This is a genomic window from Mesorhizobium sp. M1E.F.Ca.ET.063.01.1.1, assembly GCF_003998155.1.
In the GTDB taxonomy this organism is placed as follows: Bacteria; Pseudomonadota; Alphaproteobacteria; order Rhizobiales; family Rhizobiaceae; genus Mesorhizobium.
This window is the reverse complement of the sequence record NZ_RZSC01000034.1, coordinates 1-20,064: the sequence shown is the minus strand read 5'-3', so window position 1 is coordinate 20,064 and position 20,064 is coordinate 1. Positions and strand designations below refer to the sequence as shown.

General features: G+C 61.6%; 16 protein-coding genes and 3 pseudogenes. 13 read left to right on the top strand and 6 right to left on the bottom strand.

Annotated elements, in window-relative coordinates:
- The 8 genes and pseudogenes from EOA29_RS05280 to EOA29_RS05240 form a co-directional block, all read left to right on the top strand.
- On the top strand, positions 1-801 hold an 801-nt coding region (locus EOA29_RS05280; protein ID WP_127220368.1), incomplete at its 5' end, for an FAD-dependent oxidoreductase.
- Positions 770-967 carry a sulfur carrier protein ThiS gene (gene thiS / locus EOA29_RS05275; RefSeq protein WP_126057620.1) on the top strand — a complete coding sequence of 66 codons (198 nt, stop codon included), beginning with the start codon at positions 770-772 and terminating at the stop codon, positions 965-967. The genes EOA29_RS05280 and thiS, both read left to right, overlap by 32 nt.
- Position 968: 1 nt before the next feature.
- On the top strand, positions 969-1,742 hold the full coding sequence (locus EOA29_RS05270; protein ID WP_126057619.1) for a thiazole synthase: 774 nt from the start codon (positions 969-971) through the stop codon (positions 1,740-1,742).
- Positions 1,739-2,344, top strand: a complete 606-nt coding sequence (locus tag EOA29_RS05265) for a thiamine phosphate synthase (RefSeq protein ID WP_126057618.1) — start codon at positions 1,739-1,741, stop codon at positions 2,342-2,344. Before EOA29_RS05270 ends, EOA29_RS05265 begins: the two co-directional genes overlap by 4 nt.
- Positions 2,335-3,150 carry a hydroxymethylpyrimidine/phosphomethylpyrimidine kinase gene (locus tag EOA29_RS05260; protein WP_126057617.1) on the top strand — a complete coding sequence of 272 codons (816 nt, stop codon included), beginning with the start codon at positions 2,335-2,337 and terminating at the stop codon, positions 3,148-3,150. Before EOA29_RS05265 ends, EOA29_RS05260 begins: the two co-directional genes overlap by 10 nt.
- Before the next feature lie 627 nt (positions 3,151-3,777).
- Complete coding sequence (locus EOA29_RS05250) at positions 3,778-4,002, top strand: DUF982 domain-containing protein (protein ID WP_245454712.1); 225 nt, start codon at positions 3,778-3,780, stop codon at positions 4,000-4,002.
- Positions 4,003-4,731: 729 nt separating this feature from the next.
- Entirely contained in the window at positions 4,732-5,166 is a 435-nt protein-coding gene (locus EOA29_RS05245) for an Hsp20/alpha crystallin family protein (protein WP_167512181.1), read from the top strand.
- A gap of 29 nt (positions 5,167-5,195) precedes the next feature.
- A pseudogene (locus EOA29_RS05240) lies at positions 5,196-5,978 on the top strand (sensor histidine kinase); the annotation flags it as partial.
- A 298-nt stretch (positions 5,979-6,276) separates the two neighbouring features.
- On the opposite strand, the pseudogene EOA29_RS05235 reads toward EOA29_RS05240, so the two are convergent.
- Positions 6,277-6,559 (bottom strand): annotated as a pseudogene (locus tag EOA29_RS05235) (transposase); the annotation flags it as partial.
- Complete coding sequence (locus EOA29_RS05230; RefSeq protein ID WP_126057615.1) at positions 6,459-6,671, bottom strand: hypothetical protein; 213 nt, start codon at positions 6,669-6,671, stop codon at positions 6,459-6,461. The pseudogene EOA29_RS05235 and the gene EOA29_RS05230, both read right to left, overlap by 101 nt.
- A gap of 122 nt (positions 6,672-6,793) precedes the next feature.
- On the opposite strand from EOA29_RS05230, the pseudogene EOA29_RS41205 reads away from it, so the two are divergent.
- Positions 6,794-7,307, top strand: a pseudogene (locus tag EOA29_RS41205) (transposase); the annotation flags it as partial.
- 314 nt (positions 7,308-7,621) lie between these two features.
- On the opposite strand, the gene EOA29_RS05220 reads toward EOA29_RS41205, so the two are convergent.
- Positions 7,622-10,204 (bottom strand): EAL domain-containing protein, encoded by a 2,583-nt coding sequence (locus EOA29_RS05220; RefSeq protein ID WP_126057614.1) that lies wholly within the window; start codon positions 10,202-10,204, stop codon positions 7,622-7,624.
- A 422-nt stretch (positions 10,205-10,626) separates the two neighbouring features.
- Between EOA29_RS05220 and EOA29_RS05215 the strand changes: the two genes are divergently transcribed.
- The 4 genes from EOA29_RS05215 to EOA29_RS41200 all read left to right on the top strand — a co-directional run bounded on the left by EOA29_RS05215 (position 10,627) and on the right by EOA29_RS41200 (position 15,490).
- Positions 10,627-13,098 carry a hypothetical protein gene (locus tag EOA29_RS05215; RefSeq protein ID WP_245455307.1) on the top strand — a complete coding sequence of 824 codons (2,472 nt, stop codon included), beginning with the start codon at positions 10,627-10,629 and terminating at the stop codon, positions 13,096-13,098.
- Entirely contained in the window at positions 13,085-13,990 is a 906-nt protein-coding gene (locus tag EOA29_RS42815; protein WP_245468412.1) for a shikimate kinase, read from the top strand. Before EOA29_RS05215 ends, EOA29_RS42815 begins: the two co-directional genes overlap by 14 nt.
- The gene (locus tag EOA29_RS42810; RefSeq protein ID WP_306462658.1) at positions 13,878-14,420 is read left to right on the top strand and encodes a shikimate kinase; all 543 of its coding nucleotides are present in this window, start codon (positions 13,878-13,880) and stop codon (positions 14,418-14,420) included. Before EOA29_RS42815 ends, EOA29_RS42810 begins: the two co-directional genes overlap by 113 nt.
- Before the next feature lie 647 nt (positions 14,421-15,067).
- Complete coding sequence (locus EOA29_RS41200; RefSeq protein ID WP_210213114.1) at positions 15,068-15,490, top strand: hypothetical protein; 423 nt, start codon at positions 15,068-15,070, stop codon at positions 15,488-15,490.
- Between the two features lie 161 nt (positions 15,491-15,651).
- Here the strand turns inward: EOA29_RS41200 and EOA29_RS05210 are convergent, their stop codons facing one another.
- The 3 genes from EOA29_RS05210 to EOA29_RS05200 are packed head-to-tail and all read right to left on the bottom strand — an operon-like array spanning position 15,652 to position 19,950.
- Positions 15,652-16,869, bottom strand: a complete 1,218-nt coding sequence (locus EOA29_RS05210; protein WP_126091372.1) for an HlyD family efflux transporter periplasmic adaptor subunit — start codon at positions 16,867-16,869, stop codon at positions 15,652-15,654.
- Positions 16,870-16,874: 5 nt separating this feature from the next.
- Positions 16,875-19,238, bottom strand: coding sequence for an ABC transporter permease (locus EOA29_RS05205; RefSeq protein WP_126091371.1), 2,364 nt, complete (start codon positions 19,236-19,238; stop codon positions 16,875-16,877).
- A 4-nt stretch (positions 19,239-19,242) separates the two neighbouring features.
- A complete protein-coding gene (locus EOA29_RS05200; protein ID WP_126091370.1) occupies positions 19,243-19,950 on the bottom strand; it encodes an ABC transporter ATP-binding protein in 708 nt (235 codons plus the stop codon).
- Positions 19,951-20,064 lie beyond the last annotated feature (114 nt).

Sequence of the window (20,064 nt, the reverse complement as noted above, 5' to 3'; positions counted from 1 at the left end):
GCCGACTGGTGGGATGCGGTGCTGTCGGGTCAGGTGACACGGGCCGGGACATTGGTCGTGGCCGCGCCGCGTGATGCCGGTGAGCTTGACCGGTTCGCCAGTCGCACGTCAGGGCATAGGCGCGTCGATGAAAACGAAATTGCGCTCCTGGAACCCGACCTCGCCGGCCGCTTCCGGCGTGGATTGCTCTTCCCCAACGAGGCTCACCTCGACCCACGCCAGGCGATGGCGGCACTTCATGACAACCTTGCGACCATGGGTGTCAAATTCCACTTCGGCTGCGACGCCCGGCCTGTTTCGGGTTTCGCCCGTCAGATAGACTGCATGGGAATGGCAGCGGCCGATGACAGGCTGCGCGGTGTTCGCGGCGAAATGCTGATCCTTCGCACGCCTGATGTCTCGCTGTCGCGGCCGGTCCGTTTGCTTCATCCACGCTTTCCGCTTTATGCCGTGCCGCGCACCGATCACCGTTTCATGATCGGAGCGACGATGATTGAAAGCCAGAGCGCCGGACCGGTGACGGCGCGTTCCATGATGGAGCTGCTGGGCGCCGCCCATGCCCTCCATCCGGCCTTTGGTGAGGCCGAGATCGTTGAAACCGGTGTGGGTGTCCGTCCGGCATTTCCCGACAATTTGCCACGCGTCGAAACAGACGGTGAGATCATCGCGATCAACGGTCTTTATCGTCACGGTTTTCTCCTCGCCCCCGCCATGGCGCGCCAGGCTGCCGGCCTGGTTTTCAGTCAAGACAGAACCAAGGAGCATGCTCATGAAACTGATGGTCAACGGCGAGGCGCGTGAGATTGCCGCCACCACGCTGGCCGAGTTGCTTGCCGCGCTCGACTATGAGGGCGATTGGCTCGCCACCGCCGTCAACGGCGACCTCGTGCACAAAGCCAACCGCACGGAGTTCCAGTTGAGCGACGGCGACCGGATCGAAATCCTCTCGCCCATGCAGGGCGGCTAGCATGTTGGAGCTTTATGGAACCGAGCTTTCGTCGCGCCTGCTTCTCGGCACCGCTCAATATCCTTCGCCGGCCATCCTTGCCGATGCAGTCAAGGCGTCGGGCACGTCGGTGGTGACCGTCTCGTTGCGGCGTGAGATGGCGGGCGGTAGAGCCGGCGAACAATTCTGGTCGTTGATCCGCTCGCTGGGCGCCAGAATCCTGCCCAATACCGCCGGCTGCCTCTCCGTCAAGGAAGCCGTCACCACCGCGAAAATGGCGCGCGAGGTCTTCGGCACCAACTGGATCAAGCTCGAAGTGATCGGCAATCACGACACGCTACAGCCGGATGTGTTCGGTCTGGTTGAAGCCGCCCGCATCCTGTGCGAGGACGGCTTTGCGGTATTCCCCTATACCACCGACGATCTCGTTGTCGCCGAGCGGCTGCTGGAAACGGGCTGCAAGGTCCTGATGCCGTGGTGCGCACCGATCGGTTCCGCCTTGGGACCGGTCAACATGACGGCGCTGCGCTCGATGCGCGGATATTTCCCTGGCGTCCCGCTGATTGTGGATGCGGGGCTCGGACGGCCGTCGCACGCGGCCACCGTCATGGAACTCGGCTTTGACGCCGTGCTCCTGAACACAGCGGTCGCCAAGGCGGCATATCCGGTCGGCATGGCGCGTGCTTTCGGTAAGGCGGTCGACGCCGGTCGTGAGGCGTTCAGTTCGGGAATGCTCGAACCGCGCGACGTCGCCGTGCCATCGACACCGATGGTCGGCAGGGCCGTTTTTTCATGAAGCTCGATCCCTTTTATCTGATCGTCGACAGCGCTGCCTGGATCGAACGGCTGGTCCCACTCGGAGTCCGGCTTCTGCAACTGCGCATCAAGACCGTGGATGAGGCTGGGTTGCGCGCGGAGATCCGCACCGCGAAGGCCTTGTGTGCTCGATACCAGTGCCAACTCATCGTCAACGACCACTGGCGCCTGGCAATCGAGGAAGGCTGCGACTTCATACATCTCGGCCAGGAGGATTTGCAGACCGCTGACCTCTTGGCGATACGGGCAGCCGGCGTAAGGCTCGGACTGAGCACACATGATCATCAGGAGCTGGAAACGGCGATGGCCGCCGAGCCTGACTACATAGCGCTTGGACCCATCTATCCGACCATCCTGAAGAAGATGAAATGGGCGCCGCAAGGGGTCGAACGGATCAGCGAATGGAAGCGCCAGGTCGCGCCGTTTCAATTGGTCGCCATTGGTGGCCTCAACCCTGAGCGGCTCGACGGTGTCTTTGCGGCTGGCGCGGACAGCGCGGCGGTGGTGACCGACATCACGCTCAACGACGACCCCGAGGCGCGCACGCGAGAATGGATCGAAAAGACGGACCAATGGCGCTGAGGCGAGAACCACATGTGCTTGTCGTCGGTGGATCGGACTCCAGTGGCGGTGCTGGAATTGCACGCGATATCGAGACGATCTCTGCCATTGGCGTGCGCACCTGTCTCGCCGTCACAGCGCTAACGGTGCAAACGCATGACGCCGTGATCGAAATCTATTATTCGCCACCTAGCCTGGTGGCCAATCAGATGTGCGCCGCGCTGCAGGCCAACGACGTGGCCACAATCAAGATCGGCATGCTGGCGACTGCCAAGATCATTGTTGCCGTTGCCGCAGTGCTGCGCAAATTTCCGCATGTCCCCGCAGTACTCGACCCTGTGCTGGCCTCCACCTCAGGCCGCGCACTTCTGCAAGCAGGCGCTATCGCTGCCATGAAGCGCGATCTTATGCCGCTTTGCTGCATTGTCACGCCCAACCTCCCTGAACTGGCGCTCCTTAGTGGCTCCGAACTGGCAGTGGATGAGGACGGAGCGCTCCAACAAGGAAAAAGACTGCTGGCCGCCGGCCCTCAAGCCCTGCTGATCAAGGGTGGGCATGCGTCGGGAACCCGGTCGACCGATATTCTGTTACGCTCCGGGCACGAACCCATCCGCTTCGATGCACCGCGCCTTGCCACATCGATGCGCGGGACAGGTTGCATGCTGGCCAGCGCGATTGCGGCGCATCTGGCGAAGCCGAAGCCGCTCGAAGACAGCGTGCGCGAAGGCAAGCTGTTTGTCTTGGAGAGGCTTCAGAAATGCCGGCTGAATAACCACAGCGTTCTGCGTCCAGCCAAGCAGACCCATTTTCCAGAATTTTTCCCGTAGCGAGACTAGAGAAGGGGCTACTGCTTCTCTATGCCATCCTCACAACGCGTTGAGTTTCTCACTGCCAATTATGCGACTTTCGAGGTGCAAATAGCGAATATCGAGTTCTTAGTGACAGAAACGACCGGAATTGGTTGCGTGGATCACCAGGTCGCTACCGATTGGGTCAGCGACTCAATAGAACGTCACATCTCTGTCCACACTCGAGCTTATTTGCCGCAAACGCGTCGAGCCCCGCGTCAATCGGTCTTATAATAGTATCCGGGGCAGCTCCAAAGCTGTGGCATCGGCTACCCGCCGGCCGTGGCGCTTGCTGTTCGAGCGTCGGACGCCGCCTGCCATTGAACATCTGATGGGCTATTGGGTGGCGGCGACACACTCATCCAGGTGCAACTGGCTTTTTCAACTCGGGAACCAGCAGAAGCCTTCGCTGCGTCGCAACATTTGGATTATGTCGTACAGCCCGATCTTCCAGAGAAAACAAGACCTAACGTTCGAAACCTGTCACGCAACCAACCACCGAATGAAAGATCCAGCGTGCGATCGCAGGGAGGTAAGAATAACCGGTCTGGCTTTCCTATCGCCGGTCCAGGTTAAGACCAACGACGTCGTCACGACATCAACACAGTGCGCGAAGCGCTCGTATTCCTGAATCAGTGGCCAAAAGCGCGTCGGGGACCGGTATTCAGTTGCGCGGTGAGAAGCAGCAACGCAGCGATCGCCGGACAGATGACACCCGAGCAGGCGCGGCAAGCATTGTGGGATTTGCCAGGATTGCCGGCGTGCTGGCCAAATCTGATTTCGTCGTTGGTGGCGACTGATTTAAAGCTGCAGGAAGATCACCGCCGGTAACGCGTTGGCCCGCTGCTCGCCAAGACGGAAAGAACGCCGCCTTGTGAGTTCCAATAATGGGCGATGCGGGAATTGCACATGTCTGTGCCCATCTGTCCGGCCGAAATGCAAATGGCGTCACTGGCGAAGGTCAGCGAACGCGGCACGCAGGGCTGGATTCTTTTGACTTGCGGCAAGCCGACATAGGTGCTGGCTTGATGTCTCGGTCACTGCGACGTGTCATGCCGATTCATTCGTCAGCTACCATGACGATGCGGCGCGTCGCCTGCGATCAGTTGATCGAACCGCGGTGCAATTCGGGACGCTTCGTCGATCCCGACAGTTGCGCAAAGGGAAGCCAAATCAGCGACTAGAGGCAACGTGGCTACGGATTCGAAGGGACCCCGCTGTTGCCGAAGAGGTGACTGGTGGAATGTCAAAGATCACCTCGTGAAAGGCCATTTGGGGCCACCTAATGATAAAGCCGGATGCCGCTATCGGGTCCTGGCACGGGAATGACGGTCCGGCCCTACGGTGGATCGAGTTCGGTTCATGTCGCTTCGCAAGGAGGATGTGTTCCGGCGTCTGCCCGAACCCCTCTTTCTCGCATTCTGCGAGGTTGCGCGATCGGGCCGCTCGGTCTCTGTGCTGATCGCCCCTCCTGTTGCCATCGATCGATTCCGCTTCCGGTGCGCACGCACGTGTCGCGCGTGGCAATCATGCAAGGTCGTGAATCATAGGAGGATGTACATGCTTTTGTCGGATTTCGGCCGCATCGGGTTCGATCCGTTTGTGGAAATGCGGCGCATGCAACAGGAAGTAAACCAGCGTTTGGCCGGGCTGACCGCCAGCGCCGCTCAGGAGTTTCCGCCGATCAATCTTTGGACTGGCGAGGACAGCGTGGCGGTGGCCGCGGAACTGCCGGGGATATCACCTGACGAAATCGGCCTCACGGTGCGCGAGAACATTCTGACATTGAAGGGAACGCGCGAGCCTCGAACGGAGGACGAGAAATCCGTCTGGCACCGCCGTGAGCGCGCCTATGGGACCTTCTCCCGGACAGTGCAATTGCCATTCCGCGTCGACCCGGAACGGGTCGAGGCGCGTTTCGCCAACGGGCTGCTCGAAGTCGAGTTGCACCGGCCGGAGGCGGATCGGCCGAAGAAGATCCAGATCAAGGGATAGAGGGAGGCAAGCATGGCTCAGGAACGCGGATCGGCCGTCGCACCATGCTGCTCAATGCCCGCAAGGTGCTTTACGACCATAGTTCGGCCATCACCATCCTTCTCGCCTTCAATGACATAACGGCCCGTCGTATCATCGAGCGGGAGAAGGAAGAACTGCTCGGTCGCACCGAAGACCTGCTTCGGCAGAAAGACGTCCTGCTGCGCGAGATGGAGCATCGGGTTGCCAACAGCCTGCAGATCATTGCCTCGATCCTGTTGCTGAAGGCACGCTCGGTGACGTCGGAAGAGACGCGCCAGCATCTCAAGGACGCCCATCAGCGCGTTCTGTCCGTGGCCGAGGTGCAACGCCATCTCCACACCTCCGCCGGCGTCGACGAGATCGATGTCGGCTCTTACCTACCGAAATTGTGCAGCAGCCTCGCCTCGTCGATGGTCGGCGAAGCCCAGCCGATCACGGTCACCGTAATGGCCGAAGGCGGCAGGATAGATTCGCAAAGGGCAGTCAGTCTGGGACTAATTGTCACCGAACTCGTGCTCAACGCCATCAAATATGCTTTCCCCAAGAAGAGAACCGGCGCTCGCATCCAGGTGAGCTACGAGACCGCGGGCAGTGACTGGAAACTGACGGTTTCGGACAATGGCGTCGGCAAGATCGCCAACGACGTACCGGCTACCGGACTTGGAACAGCCATCGTCGAAGCACTGGTGAAACAACTGGAGGCCAGGGTGGAGATTATCAGCGATATTGACGGCACCAGCGTGTCGGTCACCCGGGCGACGTTCACCTCGCGCGTGCCGCGAGCGGCGTAAAAACCGTTACTACGATGCTGCCTTCCGGACATCGCCTGATGTCCAGGGGATCTTCTGCCGCCACGGCCTTGTCCCCGGAGCGCAGGACTGCCAGTCGCATCGCATAAGCCGAAACCTCTCAGTCGGTTGAGGGCGCTTCCGATGGCCAAGATCCGCTTTTTTGGCGTTCAGCCGGTGGGACCAAGCTCTGAAGCTGACGCTGCGCAGGTCTTTGCGTGGATGACTCGGTGCGGTCGGTAAACTCGAAGTGGCGGTTGTGTGCGTCAAGTTCTGCAAAATGGGGCGGCCACGATGCTGGTCATGCGGCTTGGCGTAGAGCGAGCTTCTTGTGCTCGCGCAGGTCGTCAATGTTGATGTAGGGCCTCCATCCAGTTTTCGTTGGTTTCGACAGCCGGCGCCCTGACGAGGCGCAGGCAGCTTTCGGCGTTGGGGAAGATGCGCACGACATAGGTGCGCCGGCGGATTTCCTCATTGAGCCGTTCAAGCATGTTGGTGCTCTTGAGATGCTTGTGATGCTGGCGCGGCAGGCAAAAGAAGGTCAGCGTGCGCTCGATGGTCTCCTCCACCGTCGTCCATCTCGGCCTCGAGCACCTCCTGCATCACCGCACGGATCATTTCGTGAAGTCCGTCCGGGTCTGAAAGCAGAATGTCTTTGACGGCAGCGCTGGCGGTCTTACTTTCAATCTTGGTCATGGTGGCGTTCCTTCGCGGGAATCGGCGACATGAACAATCACCAGATCCCATGGCGACGGATGGATAGCGGCGCGTGCTCTGGCAGAGTGACGCTGCTAACAAACACCCCGCGGAGGAACACCATGCATGTAGTGGCCGACCGATCCGAAACTCTGACTGCTATCCGGACTGGTCTGGGCGCAATCTTCGTATCGCTGGAGCTCAGCCGTTCAACCTGGCTGATCTCGTCGTTGTCGCCAGGTGGCGGCGAGAAGTTGTCGAAACACAGTGTCCCCAGTGGTGATTTATCCGCCTTGTTCCGTCGCTTCGATAGCGTGCGAGAGAAGGCAAGAGCACGCATGGGGCCAGACTTCCCCGTCGTCGCTATCCAGGAAGCCGGGCTCGATGGCTCCTGGATCCATCGGGTTCTGAGCAAGGCGGGGATCGAGAGCTACGTCGTTGATCCCGCTTCTATCGCAGTGTCTCGTCGCAGTCGCCGAGCCAAAACCGATAAGATCGATGGTGAAACGCTCGTCTCTCCTTGCCTTCAAGCGAGGCGAACCGCGCATATGTGCAATGGTCAAAGAGCCAACACCGGAGCAGGAGGATCGCCGGCGTATCTGTCGTGAACGCAAGGTACTGACGACCGAACGGGTATATAAAACGCCGCTCACTCAGAATGGTCTCGTCGCCCGAGCCCAGCGGCCGTAGGCGGGATGTTGGTGCAGCCGTGAAGAGCAGCGACCGAATGTGAGGTTGATCTGCTCGGTTACGAGCAGAGTCCTGCAAGTCGGGTTCAACCTGGATCCCATAATCGATATGACAAGCTAATCCCACTTTGACCGGCGCTCAGCACACCTAATTTCGAGCCGCGCCGACCTACACACCCGCTATCGACATGATCCGAGTGGCGGCCTGAACTAGGCCGGCAAACTCATGTTCGTTGGCACTGTTTTTCGCTTGCATCCCGGTTAGGCGGGGACAGACGCCCTACTGCGACGCCTGCCCGGCTTGTCCGTGTCTCGCTCGCCTGACGTTTCGGGTTCGGTCTCAATGATCTCGCCCGCCACCACGGCGCGGGTCCGCTCCAGCATCGCGGGGATGTCCCGCGCGGGCAGCGGGCGGCTGAGCAGGAAGCCCTGCGCCTCGGTGCAGCCTTCTCTTCGGACCCGTTCCAGCTGCTCCACGGTCTCGACGCCCTCGGCGGTGGTCTGCATCCCGAGGCTGTTGCCGAGGCTCGTGACCGCTCGAATGATGGCGACGGAACTGTCGATATCTCCGGCGTCCGTGATGAAGGATTGATCGATCTTGATCTTGTCGAATGGGAACGAGCGCAGATAGCTCAAGCTCGAATATCCGGTTCCGAAGTCGTCCATCGCGATATGAACGCCGAGCATGTGGATATGTTGCAGCATCGAGAGAGTCGCCTGGCTGTTGGCCAGCAGCACTGTCTCGGTGATCTCAAGCTCAAGCCGGCTGGGGGGCAGTCCCGAGATATCCAATGCCTCGACGATGGTGGAGAGCAAGCGCGCGTTGCGAAATTGCGCCGGGCACAGATTGACGGCGACCTTGATGCTACCGGGCCAGCTTGCCGCGTCGAGACAGGCTTGCTTGATAACCCATTCACCGATCGGGACGATGAGGCCGATGTCCTCGGCCAGCGGGATGAATTCTCCCGGGGATACGATGCCGCGCGTCGGGTGATGCCAGCGCAGCAGCGCCTCGAAGCAGCTGACCTCGCCGCGGTCGAGATTGAGGAGCGGTTGGTAGTAGATTTCGAACTGCTGCCGCACCACCGCTTCGCGCAGGTCGAGTTCGAGAAACCGCCGCGCCTGCATGCGCGCATCCATTTCCGGTTCGAAGAACCTGTAGGTTCCGCGGCCTTCCGCCTTCGCCCGGTAGAGCGCCATGTCGCCGGTCTTGAGAAGTTGGTCGGCGTCAATGCCATCGTCCGGCGCGATCGAGATGCCGATGCTGGCGCTGATCATAACCCCGTGGCCATCGACGACATAAGGTGCGCTCAGCCCATCAATGACCCGTTGGGCAAGAGCTGTCGCCTCGACCGGCTGATCAACCGCGGTTTGAATGATCACGAACTCATCGCCGCCGAGCCTTGCCACGGTGTCGCCTTCACGGGCCACCTGTTTCAGTCTGGCGGCGACCTCCTTCAGCAAGGCGTCGCCAACCGGGTGCCCCAGCGTGTCGTTGACCATCTTGAAATGATCGAGATCGAGGCAGTGGAAAGCAATCTTGCTACCATCACGCCGCATCTCGACCAAAGCCTCCTCGGCGCGTTCGCGGAACAATATGCGATTTGGAAGCTCGGTAAGTCCGTCGTGGCGCGCCATGTATGAAATCTTGGCTTCGCTCCGCCGCAAGTCGGTCACGTCATGGTGAGTGGCAAGCCACCCGCCGCCCGGCAGTGGCTGATGGATGAGGTCGATGGTGCGTCCGTCCCTGAGTTCCACCAGGCTCACCGTCCGCTCTGCGCGATCGATGGTCTCCGTCAGCTGCTGCACATACTTTTCCGGGTCATGGCCGGCATAGAGGCCCGCCGCGATCCGGAACCGCATCAAATCGATCCACGGCGTGCCGGGACGAGTCAGGGGCTCCGGCACATGGTAGAGATCGGCGTAGCTTTGGTTGCACAGAACCAGCCGCCTCTCCGCATCGAACATGCAAAGCCCTACGGGCATATTGGCGGCGGCCGCGGCCAATTGCTGCCGCTCCAGCTCGGCTTCTCGGGCCAAGGCATCGCTGCGCTCCAGGCTGGCCCGGTAGCCGGCAAAGGCCGAGAACAGCACTCCAACCTCGTCCTGCCGATCCCTTTTCAGCGCAATGAGACTCGAACGGCGCTCGCCCTGCGCCAAGCAACGCATCGCCTCGGTCACGGCGAGGATCGGCTTGCTGACATTGTGGCGTATCCAGGCGACAAGCCCACCAAGACACCCGGCGGCAAAAAGAACTGCCAGCCAAGTCAATCTTTGCGCAACGGTGTAGGTCCTGTCCGCCATCACCGCCGCGGCCGTGCTGCGCTCGTTGGTGAGGGCCAGCAGGTCGTCCAATCGCTGCGTGGCGGCGGCAACGGTCGGGAGCGATACCGTCTCGAACTCCTTGACAGCCATTGTTCGCCCTCCTGTTTCGAGGAGCGGGAAAATCGATGTCAGGGAATCTTCGTAGGCCGTCCATAGGTTGACGAACTGGTCGAACAGCTGCTGCTCGGCCAGCGATCCGGCACTCCGGCGATAGGCGCGCCGACCTTGCAGTATTTCGTCGCTTTCCCTCGCCATCTCCTTCTCAATGCCGGCTATCTGCGCAGCCTCGGCAGTGCGCACGCGCAACGTCGCATAGAGCTGGTGTTCCGCGAGGTTGCGCTTCATCTCGCCGACGATCTGGACCTGGGGCAACCAAACGCTGGTGATCTCGCTCGTGACCTTGTTGAGTGATCGCAGTTGCGCGACCCCAAATACTCCCACGGCCACGACGCACAGCAGCGCCAGCCCAAAGCCCAACGAGAGCTTGGTCCCGACGCTAATGTCCTTTAGCCCTCTCATCTAGAAAACTGCAAACGCAAGACCAGTCCTCGTCAAATAGCATCGAGCTTTAGCGAATAGTAAAAGTATTCCTAGTGTCGCGTCTAAGGTATTAATGCTGGCTTAAGACTGCGTAATCCCCTAGAGGATCGACCAAACCACGTTGTAAAAGGCCGGCGGATGAAGCTCACCGATTTCCATATGATCCGATGACGGGCCTACAATGAGATCGAGGTGCTCGCACCTAGTCTTGGAAGCCGCTTGCAGCTTCTTTCACCGCACCGTGGGATCGGCCTTCGATCCCCTTCGAATGTAGCGAGGCCAGCCCATATTATGCACGACGATGGGGCTTTGAGGCTGGCAGTCGAATCTATGATCGGCAGTGTTCATCAGCCGAGGAAGGAGCGCCGCGGCGCGCGCCGAGGCGGTGCGCGAACTCGAGCGTGATCGCCGAGATCGAGGCGAAGGAGCCGCTCGAAGCGCTCGACACCTTCATGGCGCAGAACGCATCGATGATCCAGGCCCAGCATGCAGCCTCCAGCTTCGATGTCCATCGGGTCCTTCAGGCCATGGACCACGAGCCGAGACCGCCGCAAGGCGATGCCGGACTGATGCGGCTGCCGGTGGTCGACATGCAAGGCCGGCCGCTGGCCAGCGAAGCCGAGTTGCGCTATTCCATTTTCCACCGCTTGACCTCGGGCGCGGTGAAGGTGGTGGCGGTGCAGCTAAAGGGAACTCCGACTGGAGCCATGCTGACACGCACGTTCACCGTGGAGGGCGTGCCCTACCGCATGGACCTGTTCGGCGGCAGCAAACTGAAGCCGCCGCAAAAGAGCCTGAACCAGCTTGCCTCTCACCTGCCTTTCACGGCCGCAGAGGCCCCAAGCGGCAAGCTTTTGGCGATCCCCTATGCCGAGACGGCTCCGGGTACGGCCTTTGAGCAGCTGTCGCGGGCCTGGGCGCCGTTCAAGGAAGCCTATTACTATACCCAGCGCCGCGGATTTGCCGCGCCGCCGGGCATCCCCGACATTGGCCCCCATGATTATGCGCTGGAAGGGTGCTTCAAGCTGTCCCTTCTGCCCGACCATCCCGCAGGCGCAGTGCATCCCTTCCGGTTCGAGGGGCGAGACGGCGAGATCGCCTTGCGGCCGCATGACGGCTGCGGCTTCATTAGGGCCTCACTGGCCGAGCGCATGCCGTCCATTGCCCGGGCTCGCCACGACGCTCCCGAGCGGATGCCTGCCTATGCCGATAAAAGGCAATCGGCGGTACCGCCCTCGGCGCTGCAACATTATCCGCGTAGCGTCGAGGTAGCACAGGAGACCCGCGAGAAGGCTCAGGCTTGGCTCGAAACCCATCAAAGCCTCACCGCCGAGGAGCTGTTCCGGACGGTCACGGGCGGGCATATCGAGGGTTCGAGCGCTATCGCCGTGCCGTCCAGCGACGAATGCCTGCATGTGCCGACGGGCAAGAGCAAGACCTTGACCCGTGACGCTGGCGTGCTTGTCGGACGCTCCCCCTATGACAAGCCCAACCTGCGCCCGTTCGCCGCCGACCGGGTCAGGTCGGCGCGCGATGGCGACCGGACCGCGGCGTTCCTGGATCGGTGCGTGGCCTTCCAATATAGCTTCAACTTCGCGCACAGGTCGGGGGCTGGGCTTGCCGCCGACGATCCGACCTTCTTTGCCAAAGGCATCTTGATCGTTGTGCCCGACGAAATGTGGCCGGCGGACTTCGCCGAGCGCGGGGTCGTGATGTCTGCCGAGGACGTAAAGTGCCATTCGTACTGGCTGGAGGAAAAGGACCGGGTCAAGGCCGACACCGCGCTCGAGTGCGTCGGCATCCTGCAGGCGACGGAGGTGTTCGCGCCCGGCTCTTTGGTTGCGGTTCCAAGCGTCGAACAAAAAATGCTCGACGGCGATTTTGATGGCGACACCGTCGTCATCATTGGCGACCAGCCTCGCCTTTACGAGCATGTGCGCCAGTTCGACGCGCAGCTGCAGGCGCGCGGCATCGCCTCGATGAAGCCGCCGAAGTCGCACACGCCGGCCATTGAGAAAAGCGGCTACCAGTTCACCCGGTCCAAGCAGATCCTGTCGGCCACCGGGCTGGTGCTGGAGACCTACAGCTGCCTGCAGCGCAACGTGCTGGCGCAGCCGCTGGAGGCGCAACGCTGGTTTGCCGAGCGTGCCATCTTCGGCACCTACGAGGGCATTCATAATGAGCTCAAGGCCGACATCCGCGCACTGTTGCAGGAAGATCGGCCGGATGGCCAGGCCCTCCATGAGCTCATCGCCAGGGCGAGGGAAGACAGCAAGGCCGCCAGGCATCCGGTGGCCTGCGAACTGGCCGCGTTGTTAGTGGCCGAGCTCCAGGACTGGAACCTGCAGCTCAATAGCGAGCCGGCTCATGAGCAGTCGGAAGTCAAGCTGCATGAAAGCGCCATCAATCTGTTGAGCGTCGGCATCAAGGTCGGCACTGACGCCTACAAGTCCGATACCGGTGCGCGGGTGTTCATGCAAAAAACCACCGAATTGCAGCGGCTCTTGGAGCAGAGGCCGGGCTTCAAGTCGGCGCCATATGTCAAGGCGCAGGCGGCAAAGCTCCACCAGGGCCGGTTCGACGTCGATGGCAGCCTGGCGGATCTGAAGGACAACCCCACGCTGGCGGCATCGGTCATGGAGGCCTCGATCAGACTCGCCGTCGAAAAGCGCATTCTGCTCAGCGCCTTAGCAATCTCGGCCGAAGACGACCGCGCCAGCACGATAACGCTGAGCAGCGAACAGGCCCTTGAGCGGGCCAGGCTCGAAGCCGCCCCCGCCGAAGCGCAAGAAAGCGCGATTACCAAAAATTGTGCATGCGGTTGCCGAGCTTTTGCGGCAGGACGGCATCGAGGTGAAGGTGCCGCATCTTGACCAACGGTCGGGCGGGCAGGTCTGGATAGCCGACGAGTTGACCGGCCAGAGCGTGAGCACGGCGCCGGAGGCCCAACTGGTCACCAATGCCGTGCGCCATGTCTTCGAGATCCCGGACGAGGCTTTTACGCGCGCCTTCAGGAAGGCGGCACTGGCCTTCGAGGAGCGGGACTGCAGCGAGGTCGAGACCACCAACTGGGTCATCAGGATGGACAGGCCGCGGTTACGCGGCGTTCACACGGCGTTCAGAACCGCGCAGAACTATCGCTTCGAGGTCGAGTTCCCTACGCCGGCCAGTTATCGGGCCGAGCTCGCGCACCGCGCGCAGAGCTCACAGCTAGTCCCCATTCCCCGTGGTGCCTGGGAGATATTACACTGGGACTCGTCAGGAGAAAGCAGGTCGAGGGCGGCAGGGACCTCCAGGTCGCCCATCGTCGCAAGACAACAGATTGCGGTCGCTCGCTCGCCGCAAGCCGGCGAGATCCTCGCGGCCCTCGGTACGCGGCCGGTCGTGCTCGTCGGCATGCCGGCGAGCGGCAAGTCGACCATCGGCGCCCAGCTTGCCAAGGAGTTGGGGGTGGAGTTTGTCGACATCGATAAGCATATCGTCGCCGATCACGGCAATCTGATGGAGATGTTCGCCGACCCTGGCCGTGGCGAGGCGCACTTCAGGGACCTGGAGACCAAAGAGCTCGCCAAGCAGCTGGAGAGAGGCCCCATCGTCATCGCAACCGGCGGCGGCTGCTTTGGCAAGGAGTCCAATCAAGCCCTGATTCTTAATAAGGCGAGGTCGATCTGGCTCGACACCCGAGCTGAAAGAGCTCCGCAGGCGCCTCGAGAGGGACACCAGCCGGCCGCTGCTGCAAGGCGCCGACATCGAGCAGAAGGTTGACCAGCTGTACGAAGAGCGCAGTCCGTTCTACCAAAAGGCCGATATCAGGTTGCCCCTCGTCCCGCCCTTTCAAAAAGACAAGAAGGACGCCCGCATTTGCGTGAAGGAACTCTACGCTTTCCTGTGCAGCGACAGAGAAGCCGCTCTGCCCGCTGCCGAGATATCACATGTCTCCGGTGCTTCCGGCACCGCCATCAGCATGTCCCCAACAGCTCAGCGCATGCACGATGATCATCACAACGGCTACGATTGCGGGGGCGGCGTCGTGGAAACCATCCAGGCGCCGGCGGCACTATTGAGTGAAAGGGAACGGCCGCCGCTCCTCGACACCCTCACCGCCGACCCGCAGCCTTTGCTGGCCGGCAATAACGCACGAGCGAATTTAGCGTCTTCCACGAGAAGCAGGGAACGCTCAAGTCGAGGACGATAGCTTAGGCGTCGCAGGTTTGGTGCAGGGTGCGGGTTCGCACCGAATGCTAATAAAAGTGGGAAACGCATGCATAAGTCGTGAGAAGCCTGATGGCCGAGTTGATCCGGCCTGGATGACACAAACGTACAAAGACGAACCGCCGGTGCCGGGTCGCGCGCCAAATCCTGGTGATCGACCGGAAAGGATCAGCTCCGAGTCTAAACGGCATCGTCAACTTAATGAAGCGCGGATACTATGACAGAGTGACCCAATCCACCGCCGCGCCATTGCGTCGGTTTCGACAGATAAGATGGATTGGGCAGGCGAGCTCAAAAGAGCGATTGTAAATCGCAGTTGTAGCAGTGTAACAAACTGCGTAACAAAAAGCGCGAAAAGATTAGCATTTTCAGCAGGATAGGCGTGAAACCGAATCCCTCCCTCTCCGCCATCCTGCTTCGCTCTCCGAGCTTCGCAGGACAAGTCCAACCTTCCGCGCGAAGCAGGATGCCCCCCGGAGCCTCGGCGAAGGAGGGCGTGCAGCAACGCACATGTCACGTGACAAAAATCCGACCATGGCCGATAGATAGTGACGTGATCTCAGGGGATCATCCTACGGAGGACCGTTCGACATGCGCTCTGGGCGGAATCCAACGGTGTTTGGTCGCTCTTTGGATTGGCTGATCGGGCGGACCATAGCGGTTGCCCTTGCAATTGCTTTTTCCTTTTCGCCTTCGCACGCAGCACAGCATCGTCTGCCGAGCGGTTACAAATGGGGCCGCTGCCTGCTTGTTGTTCACGGCCAGACCCGCATATCCGGAAGGTGCTCCTATCAAATCGAGAGGGGCGGCGATTTCAATATCCAGGGCCCCCGGCAGGTTTTTGCGGGCATCGACTATCCCGACACGAATAGTGGCGCTGGCGAAATGTCAAAAGATTACTGGGCCGTCGTCTACAAGGACGGTGATCTTTGGGCAGGCTATGGGAACTCGGATATTCGCGAAACTCACGGAGAGGCAGGAGATTGGGGAGAACTTCGCCGTGCAGGCGCGTGCTATGTTGGGAAGGACGTCCGGGTGTGCCTTTGGCGTTAGCCGGCCCAAGGCGATTGCAGGGTTGAGTTCAAGCAAATCGATTGGTGGCAAGCTGGTCGCCGCCCGGTTGACTCGGGTGGTCTTTCTCCCGGTCGGTACGGGCTTCGCACGCTTAAGCGCAAGCTCGAACTGAGCAGAATACCCTCGGACGTCTCGAAGCCCTATCGAACGTTCCGCTCGCGCACAGCTATGCCGTCGCCCACCCGGTCGCTCGGGTGCAGCACGACCTCATCGCCTTCCGACAGGCCGGACTCGACCTCGGCCACCCTGCTGTTCCGGTGACCGATCTTGACCACGGTCGTACGCGCCCGTCCGTTCTTGGCGAGATACACGGCCCAGTCGTCGCCCTTTCGAAACAGTGCCGCCACCGGCACGCTGAGGACATTATCGTCCCGCCAACTCTCCACGTGCACGATCACACGGTAGTCGTGTCCTAGCTGCGACCATGTTTCGGGAGGATCGACGAAGTCGATCTCGGTGCGGACACGCTGCTCCTCGATCCCAAGCGCTGAGACCTTGAGGAAGCCGGCTGGATCGACTCGTGTCACCTTGCCTCGAAGCGCAGACCCTCCCCAGCCGTCGATCCGGACCGCCGCACCGGGTCTTATCTGCACTGCATCGGTCGAAAGCAGGTCCGCCACCACCTGCAGGTCGAGCGGGTCGCCGATCTCGACAAGCGGCGCGCCCGGCTGGACCATGCCCTCGCTCTCCTGAACGATCTTCAGGATGCGGCCGCTCACTGGAGCATGAAGTTGGATGCAGCAGGCCGGATCTGATTGTGTGGCATCCTCGGCAGGCTGGCCGAGCCGCGTCTGGATCATCGCCTGCTCGTTGCCCCGGACTTCGACCTGCGCCTTCGCGCTCGCCAAGGCCGCCTCGTTGGTGTCGACTTCGAACCTCGCCTTATCGAGAGCCCCCTGCGATATCGCCCCGGTCTTGGCGAGCTTTTCGGCCCGCTCGAGTTCCGTGCGAGAATACCCGAGCGCCGCTTCGAGCCGCTTTACTTCCGCTTGCGCGAACGTCACGGCCGCCTCGGCCGCGCCGAGCGCCGCCAGCAACTCCTCATGTGTGCGGACATCATGAAAGCTGGGGGTAGCGGCCTGCATCACCGCCACCACGGTTTCGTCCTTGGTGACCTGGTCGCCGACATGGCGCGGCGGCGAGATTCTGAGAACCTTGCCGGCGATCGGCGCGGATACCGTATAGACGTGGCGCACCTCGGTCTTGGCCTCGTCATCGACAGTGGCCTCCATCGGGCCCCTGGCCACCGCCGCCAAATCGACGAGGATGGGCTGGGGCCAGGCGAACCAGAGTCCTGCCGCAACGATCATGGCGACAACTGCGGCGCCGGTTATCCTTTTCGTCCAATTGATGCGCATCGTCTTCAATCCCGTGTCTTGAGAACGGCAACAAGGTCCAATCGATTGACCCGCCTGCGGACGACCCAAGCAGAAAGCACCGCTGCGGCGATGACGATCGCGCTGGCGAAAGCGAAGGTGGCGGGCTCGACCACGGCGCGCACCCGCATCAGCTCGCCGGCCAGGTTCGTCCTCATGATCCAGGCAAGACCGTAGCCCATGGCCCAGCCTGGCGGCTGCGCGATCAAGGTCAGCAAGGCGAGTTCGAGCAGGAGGATGCGCAGCACTTCGGCGCGCGTGAAGCCAAGCACGCGCAGGCTTGCCAGTTCGCGGGCGCGCTCGGACAGGGACACGCGCGCGCTGTTATAGACCACCCCGAAGGCGATGACGGCGGCCAGCCCGGTATAGATGCTGGCCATCGTCGTGATGATCAGCGCAGTGACATTGCGGAAGTTGGCGAGGGAGGATGCATGGAGGGACAGGCTGCTCACGACGGGCATGGCCTTGAGGGCGGCGTAGAACTCATCCTGCCTGCTCTCGTCCAGGCTGACATTGACACCATTTGCCGCGGGGACTTCGCGCAGCAGCTTGGTGAGCGCCTCCTGATTCATCATCCCGCGGATGCCGAGATAGTCCTCGACCAACGCCGCAACGGGAAGCACAACCGTCCGCCGCTCGCCGTCCAGCAGATCGACCTCGACGGTGTCGCCGATCTGAACCTTCAGGATCCGTGCAAGCATTGCTGAGATCGCGAGGCCCGATTCCGGCAGCACGACCGGCCGCAGGTCAGCGTCGATGATGCGGTTGAGCTCGGCGTCGCGAGGCCGGGCGCGGATCGTGATCCGGCGCTCGATATGGCCGTTGCGGATGCGGACCGGGACTTCCCGATAGGGCTCTGCGGTCAGCACGCCTGGAAGCCTTGCGATCTGAAAGGCGACTTCCCGCGAACGCTTTTCGAAGAAGCTGACGGTCGCATCCTGACGATCCGCCAGGAAGTAGGTGACATCAATGAGCTGCTCCATCGTGCCGCCGAGAAAGAGCGACACGATCAGGATCGCTGTCGCCAGCGCCATGCCGAGCGTGGTGAAGAGCGAACGGATCGGATGGCTGGTGATGTTGCGCAGCATCATCGTGGTCGGCTGCGAAACGAAGCCGGCCATGCTGACGCTTGCGGGCAGCACGCTGCGGAAGCTTGGCGGCGCGGTTGGCTGCATCGCCACCGCCGGAGCCAGAGCGACGACCTCGCGCAGGGCGCGCAGTGCCCCAACCATGGCGGCGGACAGGCTCAGCGCACCCGCGATCACGTAGAGATCGGGATTCTTGACGAAGACGAGAAACGGAAAGCGGAAGAAGCCGGCCAACAGATTGGTCATGTAGGCGCCGAGCCAGGTGCCAACGGCGCTGCCGATGGCGATGCCGATCAAAGCGATGATGCCGACGAATTTCAGGTAGTGCAGGACGATGCTGGCGTTGCGATAACCCAGGGCTTTCAGCAGGCCGATCTGTTCGCGCTCGAGCGAAACCAGACGGCTGAGGGTGAGGTTCACCAGGAATGCGGAGACCAACAGGAAGATCGGTGGCAGCGTGCGGCTCATATTGTTCAGCATGTCGAGCTCGTGATCGAGCCAGGCGTGCGATATCTGGTCCTTGCGTCCATGGGCGGCGCGCCCGCCATAGCGGTCGAGCAGCGCATCGAGACGCGTCGTCGTCTCGCGCTCCGATGTCCCCGGAAGAAGTTTGAGCGACACGGACGAAAATGCGTTCTTCAGGTCGTAGGCGCTGGCCAGGGCGCGCTCCGACATCCAGACGATGCCGAAGCGGCGACCGTCGGGGATAATGTCGCCTGGACCGACTGCGTAGATATATTCAGGCGAAAGGGCGACTCCGACGATCGTCAGGTCGCGCTTGCGGCCGTTTAGGATTGCCGCGAAGCTTGACCCCAGCGTGAAACGATGCGCTTCGGCAAAGTTTTCGTTGACGACGACCTCATCTTCCCGGCTCGGGTCCGGTGTGCGGCCGACGCGCATGTAAAGCCGGTTGAGCGGCGGCTCGCCGATTTCCGGCAGCGAGATGACCATACCGGTGGCCGGCTCGGAAAAACCCGGTATGTCGAGCAGCGCGAACTTTGCGATGCGTGCATCGACGGCCACCACCCCCGGAATTTCGGCGATCCGGGCGATGAGGGCCTTTGGCGCCCGTCGCACCGTGGCGAAGACATCGCCGAAACCGTAGCGCTCGTAATAGGCGATCCTCGTCTCGTCGAGAGAGCGGTAGGAGCCGACCGCGAGGAGCAGCGTCGCCACCCCGCCGCCAACGACCAGCGCAATGGCCAGCACCTGTGCCCAAAGGCGGACGAGATCGCGAAACAGCTTTATGTCCAGGGCGCGCATGTCTTCACCAGTGCAACTCGGCGACCGCGCGCCGGGCCTCGTTGGTGACGGCTTTGGATATCTGCCCATCGCTGAAGAACAGGACACGATGCGCGACTTCCTGGATGACGGCGTTGTGGGTGATGATCACGGTGGTCGTGCCGAGTTCGGCGTTGACCTTCATCAGCGCATCGATCACCCGAACGCCCGTCCTGGAGTCGAGCGCGCCTGTCGGTTCATCGCAGAGCAGCACCTCCGGACGCTTGGCGATCGCGCGGGCGATGGCGACGCGCTGCTGCTCGCCGCCGGACAGCTGCGCCGGGAAGTGATGCATGCGCGGCTCCAGCCCGACGAGGGCGAGAGCTTCCTCGGGACGCATCGGATCGTCGGAGATCTCGGTGACCAGCGCGACATTCTCGTAGGCCGTCAGGCTGGGGATCAGATTGTAGAACTGGAACACGAAGCCGACGTACCGGCGGCGATAGGATGTCAGTCCCCGGTCATCGAGGTCTGTCAGCCGCAAATCCTTGAAGGAAAGCTCGCCGCTGGTCGCGTGATCGAGCCCGCCCATGATGTTGAGCAGCGTCGATTTCCCGCTGCCCGACGGGCCCAGCATCACCACCACCTCGCCTGCGGAAATGTCGAGATCCACGCCTCGCAGCGCGTGCACCTGCGTCTCGCCCGAGACATAGGTCTTGGTCAGATGCTGAGCGGCAAAAACTCTTTCAGCCATGCTTCTTGAACCTTGCCTCGGCCGCTCCTCAAAACGTGGCTATTGTGCCAGCGACGAAATCTTCGATGAGCCTCGGAATTCGGCCCAGGCGATCTGCTGTGATTGCCTCTGCGG

Excerpts from the sequence above, each read along its gene's own strand:
- thiS (WP_126057620.1), top strand. The coding sequence starts at position 770 with ATGAAACTGATGGTCAACGGCGAGGCGCGTGAGATTGCCGCCACCACG.
- EOA29_RS05265 (WP_126057618.1), top strand. The coding sequence starts at position 1,739 with ATGAAGCTCGATCCCTTTTATCTGATCGTCGACAGCGCTGCCTGGATC.
- EOA29_RS05220 (WP_126057614.1), bottom strand. The coding sequence starts at position 10,204 with ATGAGAGGGCTAAAGGACATTAGCGTCGGGACCAAGCTCTCGTTGGGC.
- EOA29_RS05270 (WP_126057619.1), top strand. The coding sequence starts at position 969 with ATGTTGGAGCTTTATGGAACCGAGCTTTCGTCGCGCCTGCTTCTCGGC.
- EOA29_RS05230 (WP_126057615.1), bottom strand. The coding sequence starts at position 6,671 with ATGACCAAGATTGAAAGTAAGACCGCCAGCGCTGCCGTCAAAGACATT.
- EOA29_RS05210 (WP_126091372.1), bottom strand. The coding sequence starts at position 16,869 with ATGCGCATCAATTGGACGAAAAGGATAACCGGCGCCGCAGTTGTCGCC.
- EOA29_RS05245 (WP_167512181.1), top strand. The coding sequence starts at position 4,732 with ATGCTTTTGTCGGATTTCGGCCGCATCGGGTTCGATCCGTTTGTGGAA.
- EOA29_RS05205 (WP_126091371.1), bottom strand. The coding sequence starts at position 19,238 with ATGCGCGCCCTGGACATAAAGCTGTTTCGCGATCTCGTCCGCCTTTGG.
- EOA29_RS05200 (WP_126091370.1), bottom strand. The coding sequence starts at position 19,950 with ATGGCTGAAAGAGTTTTTGCCGCTCAGCATCTGACCAAGACCTATGTC.
- EOA29_RS05260 (WP_126057617.1), top strand. The coding sequence starts at position 2,335 with ATGGCGCTGAGGCGAGAACCACATGTGCTTGTCGTCGGTGGATCGGAC.